This is a genomic window from Peribacillus sp. TH27 (genome assembly GCF_016650915.1).
GTDB classification, from domain to species: Bacteria; Bacillota; Bacilli; order Bacillales; family DSM-1321; genus Peribacillus; species Peribacillus butanolivorans.
The window spans coordinates 1,971,158-1,985,832 of record NZ_JAEKEV010000002.1; the positions used below are offsets into that span (position 1 = coordinate 1,971,158).

Annotated in this window: 15 protein-coding genes and 2 pseudogenes; 10 read left to right on the forward strand and 7 right to left on the reverse strand. The window is 36.5% G+C overall.

Annotation, left to right across the window (positions count from 1 at the left end; translation table 11 throughout):
• Window positions 1-18 precede the first annotated feature (18 nt).
• The 4 genes and pseudogenes from JFU24_RS10935 (at window position 19) to JFU24_RS10945 (ending at window position 2,295) form a co-directional block, all read left to right on the forward strand.
• On the forward strand, window positions 19-780 hold the full coding sequence (locus tag JFU24_RS10935; protein WP_201182258.1) for an SDR family NAD(P)-dependent oxidoreductase: 762 nt from the start codon (window positions 19-21) through the stop codon (window positions 778-780).
• A 36-nt stretch (window positions 781-816) separates the two neighbouring features.
• Window positions 817-960 (forward strand): annotated as a pseudogene (locus JFU24_RS31300) (Tn3 family transposase); the annotation flags it as partial.
• Window positions 958-1,125, forward strand: coding sequence for a hydroxyisourate hydrolase (locus tag JFU24_RS31305; RefSeq protein WP_446728238.1), 168 nt, complete (start codon window positions 958-960; stop codon window positions 1,123-1,125). The pseudogene JFU24_RS31300 and the gene JFU24_RS31305, both read left to right, overlap by 3 nt.
• A 246-nt stretch (window positions 1,126-1,371) precedes the next feature.
• Entirely contained in the window at window positions 1,372-2,295 is a 924-nt protein-coding gene (locus JFU24_RS10945) for a hypothetical protein (protein WP_242485321.1), read from the forward strand.
• Between the two features lie 177 nt (window positions 2,296-2,472).
• On the opposite strand, the pseudogene JFU24_RS30225 reads toward JFU24_RS10945, so the two are convergent.
• Window positions 2,473-2,581, reverse strand: a pseudogene (locus tag JFU24_RS30225) (hypothetical protein); the annotation flags it as partial.
• A gap of 280 nt (window positions 2,582-2,861) precedes the next feature.
• Here JFU24_RS30225 and JFU24_RS10950 point away from each other — a divergent pair.
• Window positions 2,862-3,449 carry a chromate transporter gene (locus tag JFU24_RS10950; protein WP_201182260.1) on the forward strand — a complete coding sequence of 196 codons (588 nt, stop codon included), beginning with the start codon at window positions 2,862-2,864 and terminating at the stop codon, window positions 3,447-3,449.
• Window positions 3,449-4,003 (forward strand): chromate transporter, encoded by a 555-nt coding sequence (locus JFU24_RS10955; protein ID WP_201182262.1) that lies wholly within the window; start codon window positions 3,449-3,451, stop codon window positions 4,001-4,003. Before JFU24_RS10950 ends, JFU24_RS10955 begins: the two co-directional genes overlap by 1 nt.
• A gap of 36 nt (window positions 4,004-4,039) precedes the next feature.
• Here the strand turns inward: JFU24_RS10955 and JFU24_RS10960 are convergent, their stop codons facing one another.
• Window positions 4,040-4,516, reverse strand: coding sequence for an Lrp/AsnC family transcriptional regulator (locus JFU24_RS10960; protein WP_053344757.1), 477 nt, complete (start codon window positions 4,514-4,516; stop codon window positions 4,040-4,042).
• A gap of 899 nt (window positions 4,517-5,415) precedes the next feature.
• Here JFU24_RS10960 and JFU24_RS10965 point away from each other — a divergent pair.
• The 3 genes from JFU24_RS10965 to JFU24_RS10975 are packed head-to-tail and all read left to right on the forward strand — an operon-like array spanning window position 5,416 to window position 8,019.
• Window positions 5,416-6,807 carry a HAMP domain-containing sensor histidine kinase gene (locus JFU24_RS10965; protein ID WP_313888942.1) on the forward strand — a complete coding sequence of 464 codons (1,392 nt, stop codon included), beginning with the start codon at window positions 5,416-5,418 and terminating at the stop codon, window positions 6,805-6,807.
• On the forward strand, window positions 6,785-7,462 hold the full coding sequence (locus JFU24_RS10970; protein WP_098176539.1) for a response regulator transcription factor: 678 nt from the start codon (window positions 6,785-6,787) through the stop codon (window positions 7,460-7,462). The genes JFU24_RS10965 and JFU24_RS10970 overlap by 23 nt, the downstream gene beginning before the upstream one ends.
• Window positions 7,459-8,019: a TVP38/TMEM64 family protein gene (locus tag JFU24_RS10975; protein ID WP_201249947.1), complete on the forward strand. Its 561-nt coding sequence runs from the start codon at window positions 7,459-7,461 to the stop codon at window positions 8,017-8,019. The genes JFU24_RS10970 and JFU24_RS10975 overlap by 4 nt, the downstream gene beginning before the upstream one ends.
• Before the next feature lie 366 nt (window positions 8,020-8,385).
• Here the strand turns inward: JFU24_RS10975 and JFU24_RS10980 are convergent, their stop codons facing one another.
• The 3 genes from JFU24_RS10980 to JFU24_RS10990 all read right to left on the reverse strand — a co-directional run bounded on the left by JFU24_RS10980 (window position 8,386) and on the right by JFU24_RS10990 (window position 12,596).
• Window positions 8,386-9,591, reverse strand: a complete 1,206-nt coding sequence (locus JFU24_RS10980; RefSeq protein ID WP_201221882.1) for a metallophosphoesterase family protein — start codon at window positions 9,589-9,591, stop codon at window positions 8,386-8,388.
• A gap of 683 nt (window positions 9,592-10,274) precedes the next feature.
• A complete protein-coding gene (locus JFU24_RS10985; protein WP_201249948.1) occupies window positions 10,275-11,285 on the reverse strand; it encodes an HD domain-containing phosphohydrolase in 1,011 nt (336 codons plus the stop codon).
• 24 nt (window positions 11,286-11,309) lie between these two features.
• A complete protein-coding gene (locus JFU24_RS10990; protein ID WP_242485322.1) occupies window positions 11,310-12,596 on the reverse strand; it encodes a globin-coupled sensor protein in 1,287 nt (428 codons plus the stop codon).
• A gap of 534 nt (window positions 12,597-13,130) precedes the next feature.
• Here JFU24_RS10990 and JFU24_RS10995 point away from each other — a divergent pair.
• The gene (locus JFU24_RS10995) at window positions 13,131-13,886 is read left to right on the forward strand and encodes a SurA N-terminal domain-containing protein (protein WP_201221886.1); all 756 of its coding nucleotides are present in this window, start codon (window positions 13,131-13,133) and stop codon (window positions 13,884-13,886) included.
• A gap of 56 nt (window positions 13,887-13,942) precedes the next feature.
• Here the strand turns inward: JFU24_RS10995 and JFU24_RS30735 are convergent, their stop codons facing one another.
• Together JFU24_RS30735 and arsC are read right to left on the reverse strand one after the other, a co-directional pair.
• A complete protein-coding gene (locus JFU24_RS30735; protein ID WP_207196517.1) occupies window positions 13,943-14,137 on the reverse strand; it encodes an arsenic metallochaperone ArsD family protein in 195 nt (64 codons plus the stop codon).
• A 91-nt stretch (window positions 14,138-14,228) separates the two neighbouring features.
• The gene (gene arsC / locus JFU24_RS11005) at window positions 14,229-14,648 is read right to left on the reverse strand and encodes an arsenate reductase (thioredoxin) (RefSeq protein ID WP_201221890.1); all 420 of its coding nucleotides are present in this window, start codon (window positions 14,646-14,648) and stop codon (window positions 14,229-14,231) included.
• Window positions 14,649-14,675 lie beyond the last annotated feature (27 nt).

A 14,675-nucleotide genomic window follows, 5' to 3' on the forward strand; every position in this document is an offset into this window, starting at 1 on the left:
AATTCAGGAGGGATTTATATGAAATATACAGTTATTACGGGTGCCAGTTCAGGAATTGGGTATGAAACGGCCCTTGCTTTTGCGGCTCGTGGGAAAAACTTAATCATAGCAGCTCGCAGAACGGAGGAATTGGAAAAGCTAAAATCAAAAGTGGCTGACATTAACGCAGACCTGGATGTTGTCATTCGAATTGTTGACTTATCTGTTACTGCAAATGTTTATGAATTCTACGAAAGTCTTCAGGATTATCAGATCGAGACTTGGATCAACAATGCTGGTTTTGGAAACTTTGCTTCCGTTGGGGAACAAAATTTAAATAAAATTGAGACGATGCTTCACTTGAATATTGAAGCCTTAACCGTTCTGTCCTCTCTTTATGTACGTGACTATGGAGATGTTGATGGAACGCAAATCATTAATATTTCTTCAGGAGGAGGATACCGGATTGTTGCCGATGCTGTGACCTACTGCGCGACAAAGTTCTATGTAAGTGCCTTTACAGAAGGTCTAGCACAAGAATTGAAAGGAAAAGGGGCAGCCATGCAAGCAAAAGTCTTGGCTCCTGCTGCAACAGAGACCGAATTTGCGAAACGCTCCTATAATGTTGATAATTTTGAATATGATGGTTTTGTTCCTAAGTTCCATACAGCTGAACAAATGGCCGGTTTCTTACTAGATTTATATGACAGTGAGAGGGTGGTAGGAATTGTGAATGGAGAAACGTATGACTTCGAATTAAGAGATCCGATTTATCCGTATGTGACGCAGAAAAGAAACTAGTCTTTTAAAATCCAAACATAACAAAAAGTCGACGGTTTGCAACTTCTTATTTTAGCTATTGTATTATGGAATACGGTATATATATCACGTGCGGTAGATGCTTTGCGTGCAAAAGGCGTGGACATTCCAGAGGAATATTTACAACATATATCCCCATTTGGTTGGGAACACATTACATTGACAGGTGATTATGTGTGGAACCTAAATCAAAAAACAAATTTCAATAATTTAAGACCCTTTTTGGACCAAGTTCCCGTCCGTTTTGGACTTTCCTCCCCCGCCTCTCACTATCATGTGCCCTTACTCGTTTCCCCATGGGGTTATCAGGTATATCGGGGGAGTTAATAAAAATGCCGGAGAAGATTACATCCTTCTCCGGCATTTTAAATAGATTAATCACTTTTTAGCATTTTGAAAAAAGGGAAGCATTCCTGTTATGAACGAAAATAAGATTTGAGTCCAAAAAGACCTCTTGATTGGATAACATTTTCTAATTCAACTAACAGGTGGTTTACTTCATTTAGCGAGGATTGCTTTTTTCTTATAGAGCTAAAGGGACAGTTTAGCGAAAAAGAGGATATCCACTTTGTTTTGAAGAAAAAGACAGGGAAAAGCTTTATTAAAATCTATAGACTTGTTATTAGTGATAGATATTTAAATTTTTGGGGAATTCACTTGAAAATCATAGATACCATACCGTTTTTTGTAAATAACTATCTACCTTCTTTAAGATTTTTAAGGCACTATTACAATGAATATCCCGATGTATTTAAAGAATACTTTTTATATCATTGCAAAGACAATGAAGAAAGGCATAAACAATCAATATCAAAATATCCTCAAATTTTTTCAACCATAAAGCAAACTCACGAGAACATTGTACCTATCATAAATGAAATAGAGGAAGAATATTTTAGTATATATCAAGTATCCTTTCCAATTGAAGTAAATTTAATAGTTGGGGGCTTCGGTTCTAATGCCTATACATATCGTCAAATCATACCTAATATAACTTTTGCTTTAGAAAAATTATCACCAGAACCTAATCATTTAAAAACCATTGTTGCACACGAGTTTGGTCACGTTACATATAACATTATTTCAAATGACAAAGGAATTGACTGGACAAAAATTCAGTGGAACAGCCCTCTTACTTGGCTTTATCAGGAAGGAGCAGCTACACATTTTTCTAGGAGAACAGTACCTGATTTGCACCCTTCTATTTATTTTTCTTTTAACGATGGGGGTTATGAGTGGTTGTCATTTGCAGAATCGAATAAACAAGATGCTAAACTGGGGTTTGCAAAAGATCTTGCTACTTGTACTCCCCAAGATATTTATCGTGAGTGGTTTTCTATAAATGGAGGGGAAAAATTTGGACATAGTCGACTGGGATACTTTTTAGGAGATACGTTATTCCAACATCAAATATCACAGTTAGGAGAAATGAGCGCAATTGTTGCTTGGAAGGAGCACGATTTTGAAGAGAAAATTAATAGCTGGTTATGTTATTAAAACGATTTATGAGGAATCATTCAATTGAATATATTAAGAGCATGTTTTGATCAAACTTTTTTTCAAAACATGCTCTTTCAATTTGTTCATTTATCAAGGTTCCTTGTATTAATTTGACCAATCTTTGTTTCAAAGCTACATGCTGTTCTCAACATACCGTTTATTACATTAAGAACCGACTGCCGCATCAAAAGCACTCCCTCCCGAGAATTTTATTCCCTGCCATCGATGCTAGATAATGAGGGCTTACCACCAAACTTTTCGTTCCAATTATGGATTTAGTCATGTAAGTCCCCTCTTTTTATTTATTTGAATTTTCAAAAAAACAAACCGTAATTGTATATAAATTGTTTCTTCTTTATACGTAATTTAAATTCGCCTTTTCTAGACAAAAAGATGATATTTTTTCGTTTATATTGTCTATTATCTTAATAAATACAAAAAAATCATTCATTTCGTAATTATTATTAAAATTATATGTACATTTTGAAACTAGTTTTGTTATTATAAATACATAATCATGGAAATTAATTCTTAATTTCAATACAAAAACAGGAGGAATCTTTGTGAAAAATCCATATACGGAATTAACTGTTGGGATGATGCGAACGGGGATTTTAGGATTCGGCGGGGGACCATCTGTAATTCCTCTCATCCGTCACGAAGCAGTTTCCCGTTATCATTGGCTCGACGATGATGAATTCGGGGACACCTTGGCGATCGCCAATACACTCCCAGGACCGATTGCCACCAAAATGGCAGCGTATCTTGGTTATAAATTAAAAGGCTGGCCGGGAGCCCTCGTTAGTGTGGCAGCTCATATATTACCTTCTTGCTTTGCGATGGTTTTCTTGATTGCGTTCATTAATGTTTTAAGTAATTCAGCCATAATCAGCAATATGATCGCTGCTGTAATGCCAGTTGTTGCCGTCATGCTTGGTCAAATGGCTTATGAGTTTGGCGAAAAGGCGGTAAAAGGTTTAGGAAAAGTACTCGGAATCACCTTTTTTGCGATTTCCTTTTTCCTTCTGCAGATCATATCCTTGCATCCGGGTATTGTCATTATGATTTTCCTTTTATATGGGGCGTTTCATTTTAAATTAAAAGATAGATTGAAGAATAAAAAGGTTGATAGGAAGGAGGAATCCGCGTAATGGGTCTTATTATCATCCCTATTGGTGTCGCTGTTTTTCTAGCGTTTTTCATAGCCAATATTCTTGGTTACGGCGGAGGTCCAGCCTCGATTCCGCTTATGTATGATCAAATTGTCACCCGTTACGGCTGGCTTGATAATACCGAGTTCTCACAAATGCTTGCATTAGGAAATTCACTCCCAGGACCGATCGCCACCAAAATAGCCGCCTATGTAGGATATGATGTATATGGCTGGCCAGGATTTTTAGCTGCATTGGCAGGCACCATCATCCCTTCAGCAGTGGCTTTGATCTATTTATTAAAAATCCTGCGAAAATACAAGCAATCACCCATCGTAAAAGGCATGTCCCTACTTGTGCAGCCCGTGATTGCGATCATGATGTTATTGCTCACATGGAATATGGCCGCTGATGCTGTCGGGTCCATCGGTTACATCCATTCCTTTATCATCGCAGGATTGGCCTTCTTAGCTTTAGGCAAGTTCAAAATTCACCCAGCATTCGTGATCATTCTTGCCTTTGCATACGGCGGTTTTATCATCCCTCTCACATAAATAATAAAATCCACCAAATGGTGGATTTTTTTTTTATTAAAGTTTCATTCCCATCCGGCTCTTATAACGTTTAATGAGAATTTGGCAATCAACGCTCACAACCCCCTTGACCGCATACAACTTTTCATTAAGAAAGCGTTCCATCTCTTGATTATCAGTAAAGATCCCATGCATATGAAGCTTGCTTGGACCAGTCATATGATACAAACTCGTCACTGCTGGTTCATTCTCTAGTTGATTGGCCACCGATTCCAAATATTTAGGCTCGACCTCAACATTAAAAAACGCAGAAACCTGAATACCGACCTTAGCTGGATTAATGACCGCAGTAAACCTTTCAATCACACCGTTTTCAACAAGATGATTAATTCTCATTTGAACCGCTACTCTAGAAAGTTCCACTTTCTTTGCTAAGTCCGTATATGAAATTCGTGCATCTTCATGTAAAATCGAAATGATTTTTTTATCGATCTCATCAACTTTTAAGCTGGGAATCTTAAAGTCCTCTGCCATCCTTTGTAACTCCTTTTCGATTCATTTATTCTATTATCGCAGAGAAAACCACCGGATCACAACAAAACTTGCCTTTTCCTCATCAATTTAAAACACCGATTTCCGATTCACAAAAAAACTGCCGATTCCTCGGCAGTTTTCTTAATAAATGATTAATAGCCTAATATCCCCATAAGGGTAATAAATAACGTTTTCACGATTAGAATAATTCCAACTTTAATGATGCAACACAAGCAACTCCTTCAAACTATTTCTTAAGAATAATAGTTTTCATACAATCAATCTACAGCAAAAAGGCTCCCAATTTTGGCGGACCCTTTTCAATAAGTATGTAATTAACATCAATGTGTGAACAAATGTGGATTTTTACAGACAGTCCCCCGCCTTATTCGAAATTTAAAGGTGGGGGTTTTACAACCTGCTCAACGTGGAATAAAAACTTATGAATACCCAATGCTCAATACTTCGTTTGAAAAGTTTTCGCGATATTTTTGTATTCCTCTTCATTGAGAATACCCATTTTTTTAAATAAAGCGGAATAAACCATTATTTTTCTTTGCGTACGGTTTGTACAACACATTTTAAATCAGCTCCTTTTTTTACATTCTATTCAATCACAATAAAATGTTTCCTTTATGCAAAACATTTTGTATAGACTAAAATATTATTTCCCGATTTCCTCGGAGTTTTATTTTCCAACCCTTTCTTGTATGGAAAGCTTATGGTCCCCCTTGCAACAATTTACACTTCAGATTATCGTTATTTAAGTAACTATGTCTCAGCGAATGTTAATTTCTACTTTATTAAACTTTGTAACGGGATAAGGTATATAAAAATCTGCATACTTTCTTCATACTTTTACGATACACTGTTCTCAATAAATAAGAAGGTGAATACACGTGAAAATCTCTTTTAAATTAGGTTTATGGATGTTTGTATGCATTTTCTTAATAGAAACTGTTTCCATGATTTATTTACACAATAAAGTAGTTCATTCTCGTATCAATCAAGAATTAGAATCACTAAAGTCACGTGGCAATAGTCATCGTGACGTGTTAGAAATCTCTTATGACAATTCAACTCTTCATCACATCGGCCTGATGGAATCACATACCGATACAGATGTTGTGATTACGAATACAAAAGGCGATATCCTATTATCGTCTGAAAAGGTCAATAGCGGAATGAAGAAAATCTTAAAAAAGGAACTCTCCCAAGTACCAAGAAAAGGTCTAATCATCCAATCAAGTTGGAAGGAAGAAAGATATATAGCCACCGTTACACCATTTAACAGCGATAAAGTAAATGAAGGCTATGTCTATATGTTCAAAAATACCGGAGATGTTGAAGATTTAATCTCTCAATTGAACAAACATTTTCTCTTTGCTACTTTATTGCTCCTTTTCTTTATGCTTATAACCATTTATTTTCTATCAAAAGCGTTGACTAGACCTCTTATTACGATGAAAGAAGCAACGACCAAATTAAGCAAAGGGAATTTTTCTGTATCTGTACCTGTACGTTCAAAAGATGAATTAGGGGAACTTGCACAGTCCATTCAAAGCTTAGCTAATGAGTTAAACTATTTAAAAAAGGAACGTAATGAATTTTTGGCAAGTATCTCTCATGAACTCCGCACACCACTAACGTATATTAAGGGCTATGCTGATATTGCACGGCGAAAAGATTTAGATATACCAGAAAGAACACAATACTTAGAGATCATCCATGAAGAATCAAAACGACTAAACAGTTTATTAGATGAACTATTCAATATAGCAAGAATGGATGTTAATACATTTACGATTTCAAAAGAAACCGTCCCTCTCTCTTCATTCCTGCAATCCGTTTATGAAAAAGTGTTACCTGCTTTTACGAATAAAAATATACAATTAAACCTGGAGTGTAAGGATAATTTATTTATGGATATTGATCCTTCCCGTTTTGAACAAGTTCTTCTTAACCTACTGGACAATGCGCTAAAATACTCGAATGAATATACGGTCACTACTATCAAAGCCATTGAATCAATTGGCAGTATTTCCATCTCTATAATAGATCAAGGAGTAGGAATTCCGAAAGCAGACATCCCCCATGTTTTTGATCGTTTATACCGTGTTGAGAAATCACGCGCGAGAGCTACTGGCGGATTTGGTTTGGGGCTCTCTATTGTTAAGCAATTAGTGGAAGTTCAAGGAGGAACCATTTCAGTTAAAAGTAGTATAGAGCAAGGTACGTGCTTCATTATTATATTTAAGGAGAAAAAAAATGAAGACAGTAGTTCTAGTTGATGATGAAAAGAGAATGCTTGATCTTATAGAATTATATCTTTCACCTCACGGCTATACATGCATGAAGAAGAACTCTGGACATGAAGCGCTTTTGTTCTTAAGGGAAAATCAGGCTGACTTGGTCATTCTAGATGTGATGATGCCTGAAATGGATGGATGGGAAACGTGTGAAAAAATCCGAGCGTTTTCTGATGTTCCCATTATCATGCTCACCGCTCGTGATGCGGCAGAAGAAATGGTAAAAGGATTAAAAAAGGGAGCCGACGATTATGTGACTAAACCTTTTAATGAAGAAGTTTTACTTGCTAGAATCGAAGCTGTGACGCGACGGGTACGCAATCATCCAGCGGGATATGTAAAATTTAACGGAATAACTTTAAATGAATCTGCTTATGAAGCGCATTATCAATTTAAGGCCATCCCGTTAACACCAAAAGAGTTCTCTATGTTAGGGTTACTTCTAAAATACCCTAACAAAGTGTACTCTAGAGATCATCTGCTATCGACCATATGGGGATTCAAAACGGATACAGAAGATCGGACCATCGATTCTCATATCCGAAATATTCGAGAGAAATTGCGCCATGTCGATTTTCCAGTAGACCAACATTTGAAAACAGTTTGGGGTATCGGTTATAAATGGAGTTCTGTTTGATTGATATAGAGATCATTTCTGCAGCATTATTATCAAGTGGCCCATTTTCTATTGCCGTAAGTGTATTATTAAACATTTTAATTAGTGTACTTGGGTTTATTCCAAGTGTGTTTATCACTGCCGCCAATATCACTGTGTTTGGTTTTGAAAAGGGATTAATTCTATCTTACATTGGAGAAATTGCAGGAGCAGTAATTAGCTTTTGGTTATATCGAAAAGGCCTTCAATCTTTCAAACCGAAATTCTTGAAGAACCGATGGTTAAAACAACTACAAAACTCACAAGGATGGCGTGCATTTTGGATGTTCCTAATGCTTAGACTCCTTCCTTTTATACCTTCCGGCGTAATTAATCTTACAGCAGCAATAAGTAAGACGAGTGTAATAATCTTCTTCATCGCTACATCTATTGGAAAACTGCCCGCCCTCCTTATCGAGGCCTATTCAGTGACCCAAGTGTTGCAGGCATCGGAGGATGTAAGGAATATTTTAATATTATTGATTTTGATCATCGTAGTCTTGTCTTACTTTAAAAGAGGTAAGAATAAAGAAATGTAATGAAGGGGACCATGCAAACGAAAAAAACCTGATATTTCCATTAAAAGTCAAGGTTATGATGAAATGTTTTGATAACAAAGAAGTAATAAATAATGTCATTTTTTAAAAGGTAAAATGAAGGATAGATAAAACAGAACTTAATCAGCTTTATCTATCCTTTTTTGTAGTATTACAAGATTACGATTTGACAAAGATAAATTAATAATTTCGTTATTCTAGATAAGCGCCCGATTGTCTAGTAATTTTCAGCTTGATAAATATAAATTATAGAATTACTCCTTTATTGAACAATCAATTGGAAGAAGTTGTTTAATGGGACAATTCTGTCCAAAAACAAGTAAATGTACTTAACTCTTTAAAACCGCTTTACCCTTTAATTTTCTTGTTGTTTTCTAGAGGCACAGGGTCAATACTCTGATCATTAGCTGTCAAGTCAATGCCATAGTCCTTCGCGAATACCATATGCGTTTCTACTAGAACCTCAGCTGTATTTTCATCTAGATTAAATACTCTGGCGCCCCGTAGTCTGTTCCTTTCAGCTCCCGGCAGACCATAAGCACCGAACCCGGTACTGCCCGCATACCCAAGCAAGATTCCGTAATAATTACCTACGTAAGTGTTTATATGATCATGACCGCAAAAAACGCCCTTGACATCGCCTCTCTCCAGCATCGCTGAGAACAGTCCCCCGTTGATTGGTCCCATACACTCTTCTTCATTTCTTTCTCCTACTATATTATGCTTTTTAACGGCAATCTCATGATTAGAGTCTGTTCTTTGGTCTACGCTCGCATACCACATAAACCTGTGTTCCCAAAGAGGAATATGGATGAAAGCGAGTGAAGGAATTTTTTTTCGCCATTTTCTCTCTAACTTCTTAGACGTCTCATAATACCAATTTACCTGATTAAAACGAAGCCAGTCCCACGTAGGATATCCTTGGAAATCTTGACCCGCTATGGTTTTTGGTGCATATCTTCCACTATCAAGAAGCCAGAGGTTGAAAGCTGCCTTTTTTCCTTTTGAATCCTTTATAAGTAAATTCATATTACCTGTCCCAGTAATACCTTCGACAGTAGGCTTGTTCATATTGTATTTATAAGAAAGATAGATTTTGAGCATGTCTTCCTCATCAAGACCGCCCTTCGGGGTAGAATCTTCATCATGATTTCCAAAGGTAATAGCCCACTTGATTCCTCTTTGTTCCATAGGATGTGCAACATTGTTAATGGCTTGCTTCATCTCCATAGGTGTATCGCATCCACCCGTAATAATGTCTCCATTAAGCACAACAAAATCAGGTTTTTCTGTATCAAGCACTTTCTCCATAAGCTGTAATGTTCTACGATCAATACGTTCATCATCTTGTGTATCATTAAATTGAACGATTTTTAATTTTCCATTACGATTAAATTGTAGAGAAATGTCATCTTTTTCTTCAGCGAGTGCTGTGGTGCTAAATAAATCATCTGAAAGTCCAGAGAATCCAAGTGTTAAGGCAAGTGTACTCATTCCTCCTATCTTAATAAAATTCCGTCTATCCAACCCTTCATGTGGTTCTTGATTCTTCATAAAAAATCTCCCATTCTCTTCTAGTAACTGTTTTATAGGGATAAAGCTATCGATTTCAATGGTGAGCATATAAGGATTACAAAAAATACGTGAAGAAAAACTATGTAGTTCCAATTCAAAAAACCATTACTATAAACAAAGTCTCCCTGTTTTTCATCGCAAAAACTGGATTGGATATTTATAGTATTACAAACTTACATTTTATTGAAGATCACCCTATAAAGTTCAGTTCTTACTTCATAATAAGGTGAAACTATTAGTAGAGTATTAACCTTATATGAAAGGTAAGTAAAGAAAACAATAGAAGAAGGAATGTCTGAGATATCAAAGATCCTTTCTAAATCTCTACTTATTCATCGATGAATACGTTAATAGATGGTGGATTTGAAGTTCATGTTTTCTAACCATTTTCCCATTTTTCGTCTATTTTATTAAAGTTTGTACCAGTACTAGTGGCATAGTCTTTATTCTTCATCTGAAATAGTAGCTGGATTTTTATAAGAAAGAAGTTGATCTAGAGGTAACTTTGGTATCAAGCATAACTAGTATTTCTATTTCTTAAGTATAGAATCTCTACTCTTTTATAGAGCCACTACAAAAAAACTGCCGATTTCTCAGCAGCCCCCTTCCGATTAATACCTTTTCTGTTACATACAATCCCAGGTATTTCCATATGTATCTTGTTATACAATCAGATCATTGCTCTTAAAATAGTCTAAGAAAGTCTCCGCTATGGATGGATCGAAATGCTTTCCCTTTTGTTCGTGTATGTAAGATAACGCTCGCTCCACTGGCCATGAATCTTTATAAGGTCTTCTGCTGATCAATGCGTCGAACACATCCACAATGGCTACAATTCTAGCTTCTAATGGAATATCTTCCCCTTTCAAACGATAGGGATATCCCGTTCCATCCCATTTTTCATGATGGTAGGTGATGATGTTTTCAGCAACTTCCAGACTGCTGATCATCTCATGGTTTATTTCCCTTGAAATCTTATTCAAAATATCAGCTCCCATTAATGGGTGCATCTCAATGATTTTCCGTTCGTATGGAGATAAGGGACCTGGTTTATATAAAATCCCTTCAGGAATCTCCGCTTTCCCGATGTCATGTAAAATACTTGCATGAGCAATATGGTTAATATAGCTTTTAGATAGTTCTAAATGGTTTCTTCGATTATGTGCCAAAACCAGATTCTCGGTTAAGATTTGTACTCTCAATAAATGCTCTTCGATGCCAGGATCTCGGATTTCGCATGAAATAGCAAGGACCTTTAACAATTCTCTCTGGTTCTCGACTCTTTTGTTTTCCGAAAGATAAACCCCTTCTTTCAATTGCTCCAATTCGCGAAAAACCCCAACAAAATACAGATGATTCTCTATATGAATCGGAGTGATTGTAATCGAGGAATGCCAAATATCTCCTGATTTCTTTCGATTGGTGAAGACCCCTGACCAAGGATTCCCCTTCCTTAATTCTCTTTTAAGGGACGTGTAGGTACACGGAGGTGTTAACCCTGACTTTAAAAATCCAGCCTTGAATCCAATGATGTTGTCTCTTGAATACCCAGTGGTTTGCTCATAATACGCATTAATATCAACAATGCGATGATGGTGATCCGTAATGATGACGGCATCCGCCAGCTTTAAATACCACACCAATTCAAGTGGTACACTTGATTTAACTTTCAATGTCTATACCTCCATCAAATTACTTCATTCTTGTGTAATCATGGTAAGGCTATCGGCAGATAAAGTTACTTCTTCAAATGCTTGACTTAATTCATTCACCACATTCACAAAGGAAACTAATTCATTTTCAATCTTGTCATTTTGGAATTTCGTTTCACCCATCGTTCTTAGTATTTGTTCAAAATGATTTTCCGTTTCTTTCATGCTTTCATTACCGTCTTTTACAGCCTCCCTAATGTTTTCGAGAGAGTGTGTTAATTTTCCAGCTTGAGCGTTCGTCTCTATGATTAAAGTGGATACGTTTGTTACTGACTTTTTAGTTTCTTCGGAAAGCTTACGAACTTCTCCAGCTACAACAGCAAAACCTTTTCCAGCGTCACCCGCTCGTGCTGCTTCAATTGCCGCATTTAGAGCTAATAAATTTGTTTGTTCGGCAATGCTTGTTACTATATTCACAATGACCTGCATCCTATTCGAAATTTCGAGCAATACCTCTACATCACCTGATATATCATTGACCGATTGATGGATATTCACCATCGTGTCATTTTGTTTGCTTAGCTGATTTTTCCCTTTTCCAGCTCGTTTTTCTGCTAGCACTGATAAGGCAGTCCCTTTGTTTGCAAGTGTAACAATTTCATGGGACTGAACCCTTAATTGTTGGAAGGATGCATTAGTCTCTTCGGAAATCGCCGCGAGGTTTTCTGAAGAATTTGCCACACGTTCCTTCATCCATTTTTTTTGCTCTTCGTCTTGTTCTCTCAATCTTTCCGTTTCAGAATCATACGCTTCCAGCACTAATTGTTGTTCCAGATTTAATAGTCTAGTTACAGCCTTTACAGCTAGAAAAGCTTCCACTCGATCTTCTATGTGTTCTTCAATGATAGTGGTAAGAGAAAGGAGAAGATCCTGAAAGGCACACATATACCATTTTGTTTTAAGTCCGATTTTAACATGAATCTGGGCAATCTGTATCCTTTTTTCGAAGTAGGTCTGATCAATAACGCCATCAAACATCTCGGAAATATGTTTTTTAAGGGTTTTTCTTAATCGATCAATCGAGCTCTTATCATGGATGATGGTTAATAAGGAAGGTTCATTTTCTAAATTTTTATAAAATTCACTTACGATATCATCAATTTTCTCAATGACAATGGGTTGTAAACGGTTCATGATTCGAAGATCCTCTTTAGTTAGGCTAATCATTTGCACTTGATTTTCAATCTCCGTCCCCCTAGGTATATCCAATTTAGCATTCCCTGCTATGTTAACTATGTTTTCTTTTTGTGAATTGAATCTCTTAAAAAACAATGAACTTCCTCCTGAACTACAATCTAATTACCAGGTATATAATACCATAAATAACTCAGATACAGTAGTTACTTATATCTATATATATGACAATTCAAGGAATTTTCACAAAGTTTTCTGTTCTATCAAATAATAATTCTGAAATAGCTAATTAAAACGTTTCATTATTAAGTAGGATATGAAACTTTTTATCAACTACTTAAATACAACCCCAGGCGTTTCTATATGTATCTTGTTATACAATCAGATCTTTGCTCTTAAAATAGTCTATGAAAGTCTCTGCTATGGATGGATCGAAATAATTTCCCCTTTTGTTCGTGTATGTTTGTCTTACTATCTCTTTTCAGCTTATTGAATCTATGAAGGGTAAATTGATTCAGTTTCCTAGAAAGTTGCACCTTTTATATGAGGTAATGCCTAAACTATCTTCCTGTTTTCTGGAAAAAAGAATGATTATATTGTGTTTTAAAGGGAAATTCATTTATAATTCGCATTAGATGATTTTTTAGTTTCGAATACGAGAGGAGAACGGATATGAAGAAACTATTGTACCCTATCGTTATTGGATTATTGGCAGTATTTTTAACAGCTTGTGGTTCGAACGATGAAGCTGATAAAAAAAATGACGAGAAAGAAACGGCTAAAACAACTGAGGATCAGCAAAAACAGATGGAAGAATTGCAGAAGAAACTAGACAAGCAAAAGGTAGATGAAAAGAAAACAGTGGCCATCGTCAATGACGAGAAAATTTCAGGTGCGGAATATAATAACATGCTGTCTACGACACAAATGCAGATGCAACAATTGGGACAAGATCCAACCTCGAAGAAAGTAGCCGAACAAATTAAAGAGCAAACGATCAATTCTTTAGTGGGGCAAAGACTGCTGCTTCAAGCTGCTGAAAAAAAGGGCTACACAGCCTCCAAGGATGAAATCGAAAAGCAACTTGCAGAAATGAAAGGCCGATACGAGAATGATGAGAAATTTAATGAAGCGATGAAACAAGCAGGGTTGAATTTGGAAAAGTTGAAAACTCAGATTGCTAAAGATATTCCGTATACGAAGTACGTTGATAAAGAGATTAAAGTAGAAGAAGCAACTGATGAAGAAATTGAAAAGTATTACGACCAGGTTAAGGAGCAAGCGAAGGCAAGTGGGCAAGAGGCACAGAAACTTGAAGAAATGAAGCCGCAAATCAAGAAGCTACTAGAGCAACAAAAGAAACAAGAAAAGCTTGTGAAACATGTGGAAGAGCTTCAAAAAGATGCTAAGGTTAAGATTAAAATTTAATTAAGAAGACAGCTGCCGAATTGAAGTGAACCAAAAAAGTTAGACAGTTTATTTAATTAGGCAGCCTCAAAGGCATGAACCCGGTAATCTACCGGGCTCATGCCTTTTAATTTTCCCTTGATTCGTTGATGATTGTAGTAATGGATAAAAGAATAAACAGCTGAAGCCACCCTTGTTAATTCAGGATCAATACTTGGCCCGCAAACACCGGTTGAACAACACATTGACGGATCAAAGTTTTCAACTTTCATCACTAGCTCATCTCCCCTCAATATATAATCATTTACTCATGCTATGGATAAAACGAAAGCCGAGAGATCACTCGCGGCTTTTCAATGTTATTTATACGCCTGTTTTAGAGAAACGTTCAATTCTTGCTCCAATTTCATCACGAACACGTTGGAAAGTAGCCCATTTTTCTTCATCTGTTCCTTCCGCTTTTGCTGGGTCATCAAAGCCCCAGTGTTCCCGTTTAACATGCGGTGGCGTCATTGGACATTTGTCTGCTGCATCACCACATAAAGTCACAACAAAATCTGCATTATTTAAAATGTCAGTGTCGATGATATCTGATGACTGATTGGAAATATCCACTCCAACTTCATTCATTGCCTTTACGGCATTTGGATTTAACCCATGGGCTTCAATTCCTGCACTAAGCACTTCCCATTCGTTTCCTAAATATTTCTTGCCCCATGCCTCTGCCATTTGGCTTCTGCAAGAGTTACCTGTACATAAAAAGTAAAGGGTTCTTTTAGCCATATTGTATCTCTCCTTTTAAAGTAAAGT

Excerpts from the sequence above, each read along its gene's own strand:
- JFU24_RS10970 (WP_098176539.1), top strand. The coding sequence starts at position 6,785 with ATGAAGACAGTAGTTCTAGTTGATGATGAAAAGAGAATGCTTGATCTT.
- JFU24_RS10980 (WP_201221882.1), bottom strand. The coding sequence starts at position 9,591 with ATGAAGAATCAAGAACCACATGAAGGGTTGGATAGACGGAATTTTATT.
- arsC (WP_201221890.1), bottom strand. The coding sequence starts at position 14,648 with ATGGCTAAAAGAACCCTTTACTTTTTATGTACAGGTAACTCTTGCAGA.
- JFU24_RS10995 (WP_201221886.1), top strand. The coding sequence starts at position 13,131 with ATGAAGAAACTATTGTACCCTATCGTTATTGGATTATTGGCAGTATTT.
- JFU24_RS10955 (WP_201182262.1), top strand. The coding sequence starts at position 3,449 with ATGGGTCTTATTATCATCCCTATTGGTGTCGCTGTTTTTCTAGCGTTT.
- JFU24_RS30735 (WP_207196517.1), bottom strand. The coding sequence starts at position 14,137 with ATGAAAGTTGAAAACTTTGATCCGTCAATGTGTTGTTCAACCGGTGTT.
- JFU24_RS10935 (WP_201182258.1), top strand. The coding sequence starts at position 19 with ATGAAATATACAGTTATTACGGGTGCCAGTTCAGGAATTGGGTATGAA.
- JFU24_RS10960 (WP_053344757.1), bottom strand. The coding sequence starts at position 4,516 with ATGGCAGAGGACTTTAAGATTCCCAGCTTAAAAGTTGATGAGATCGAT.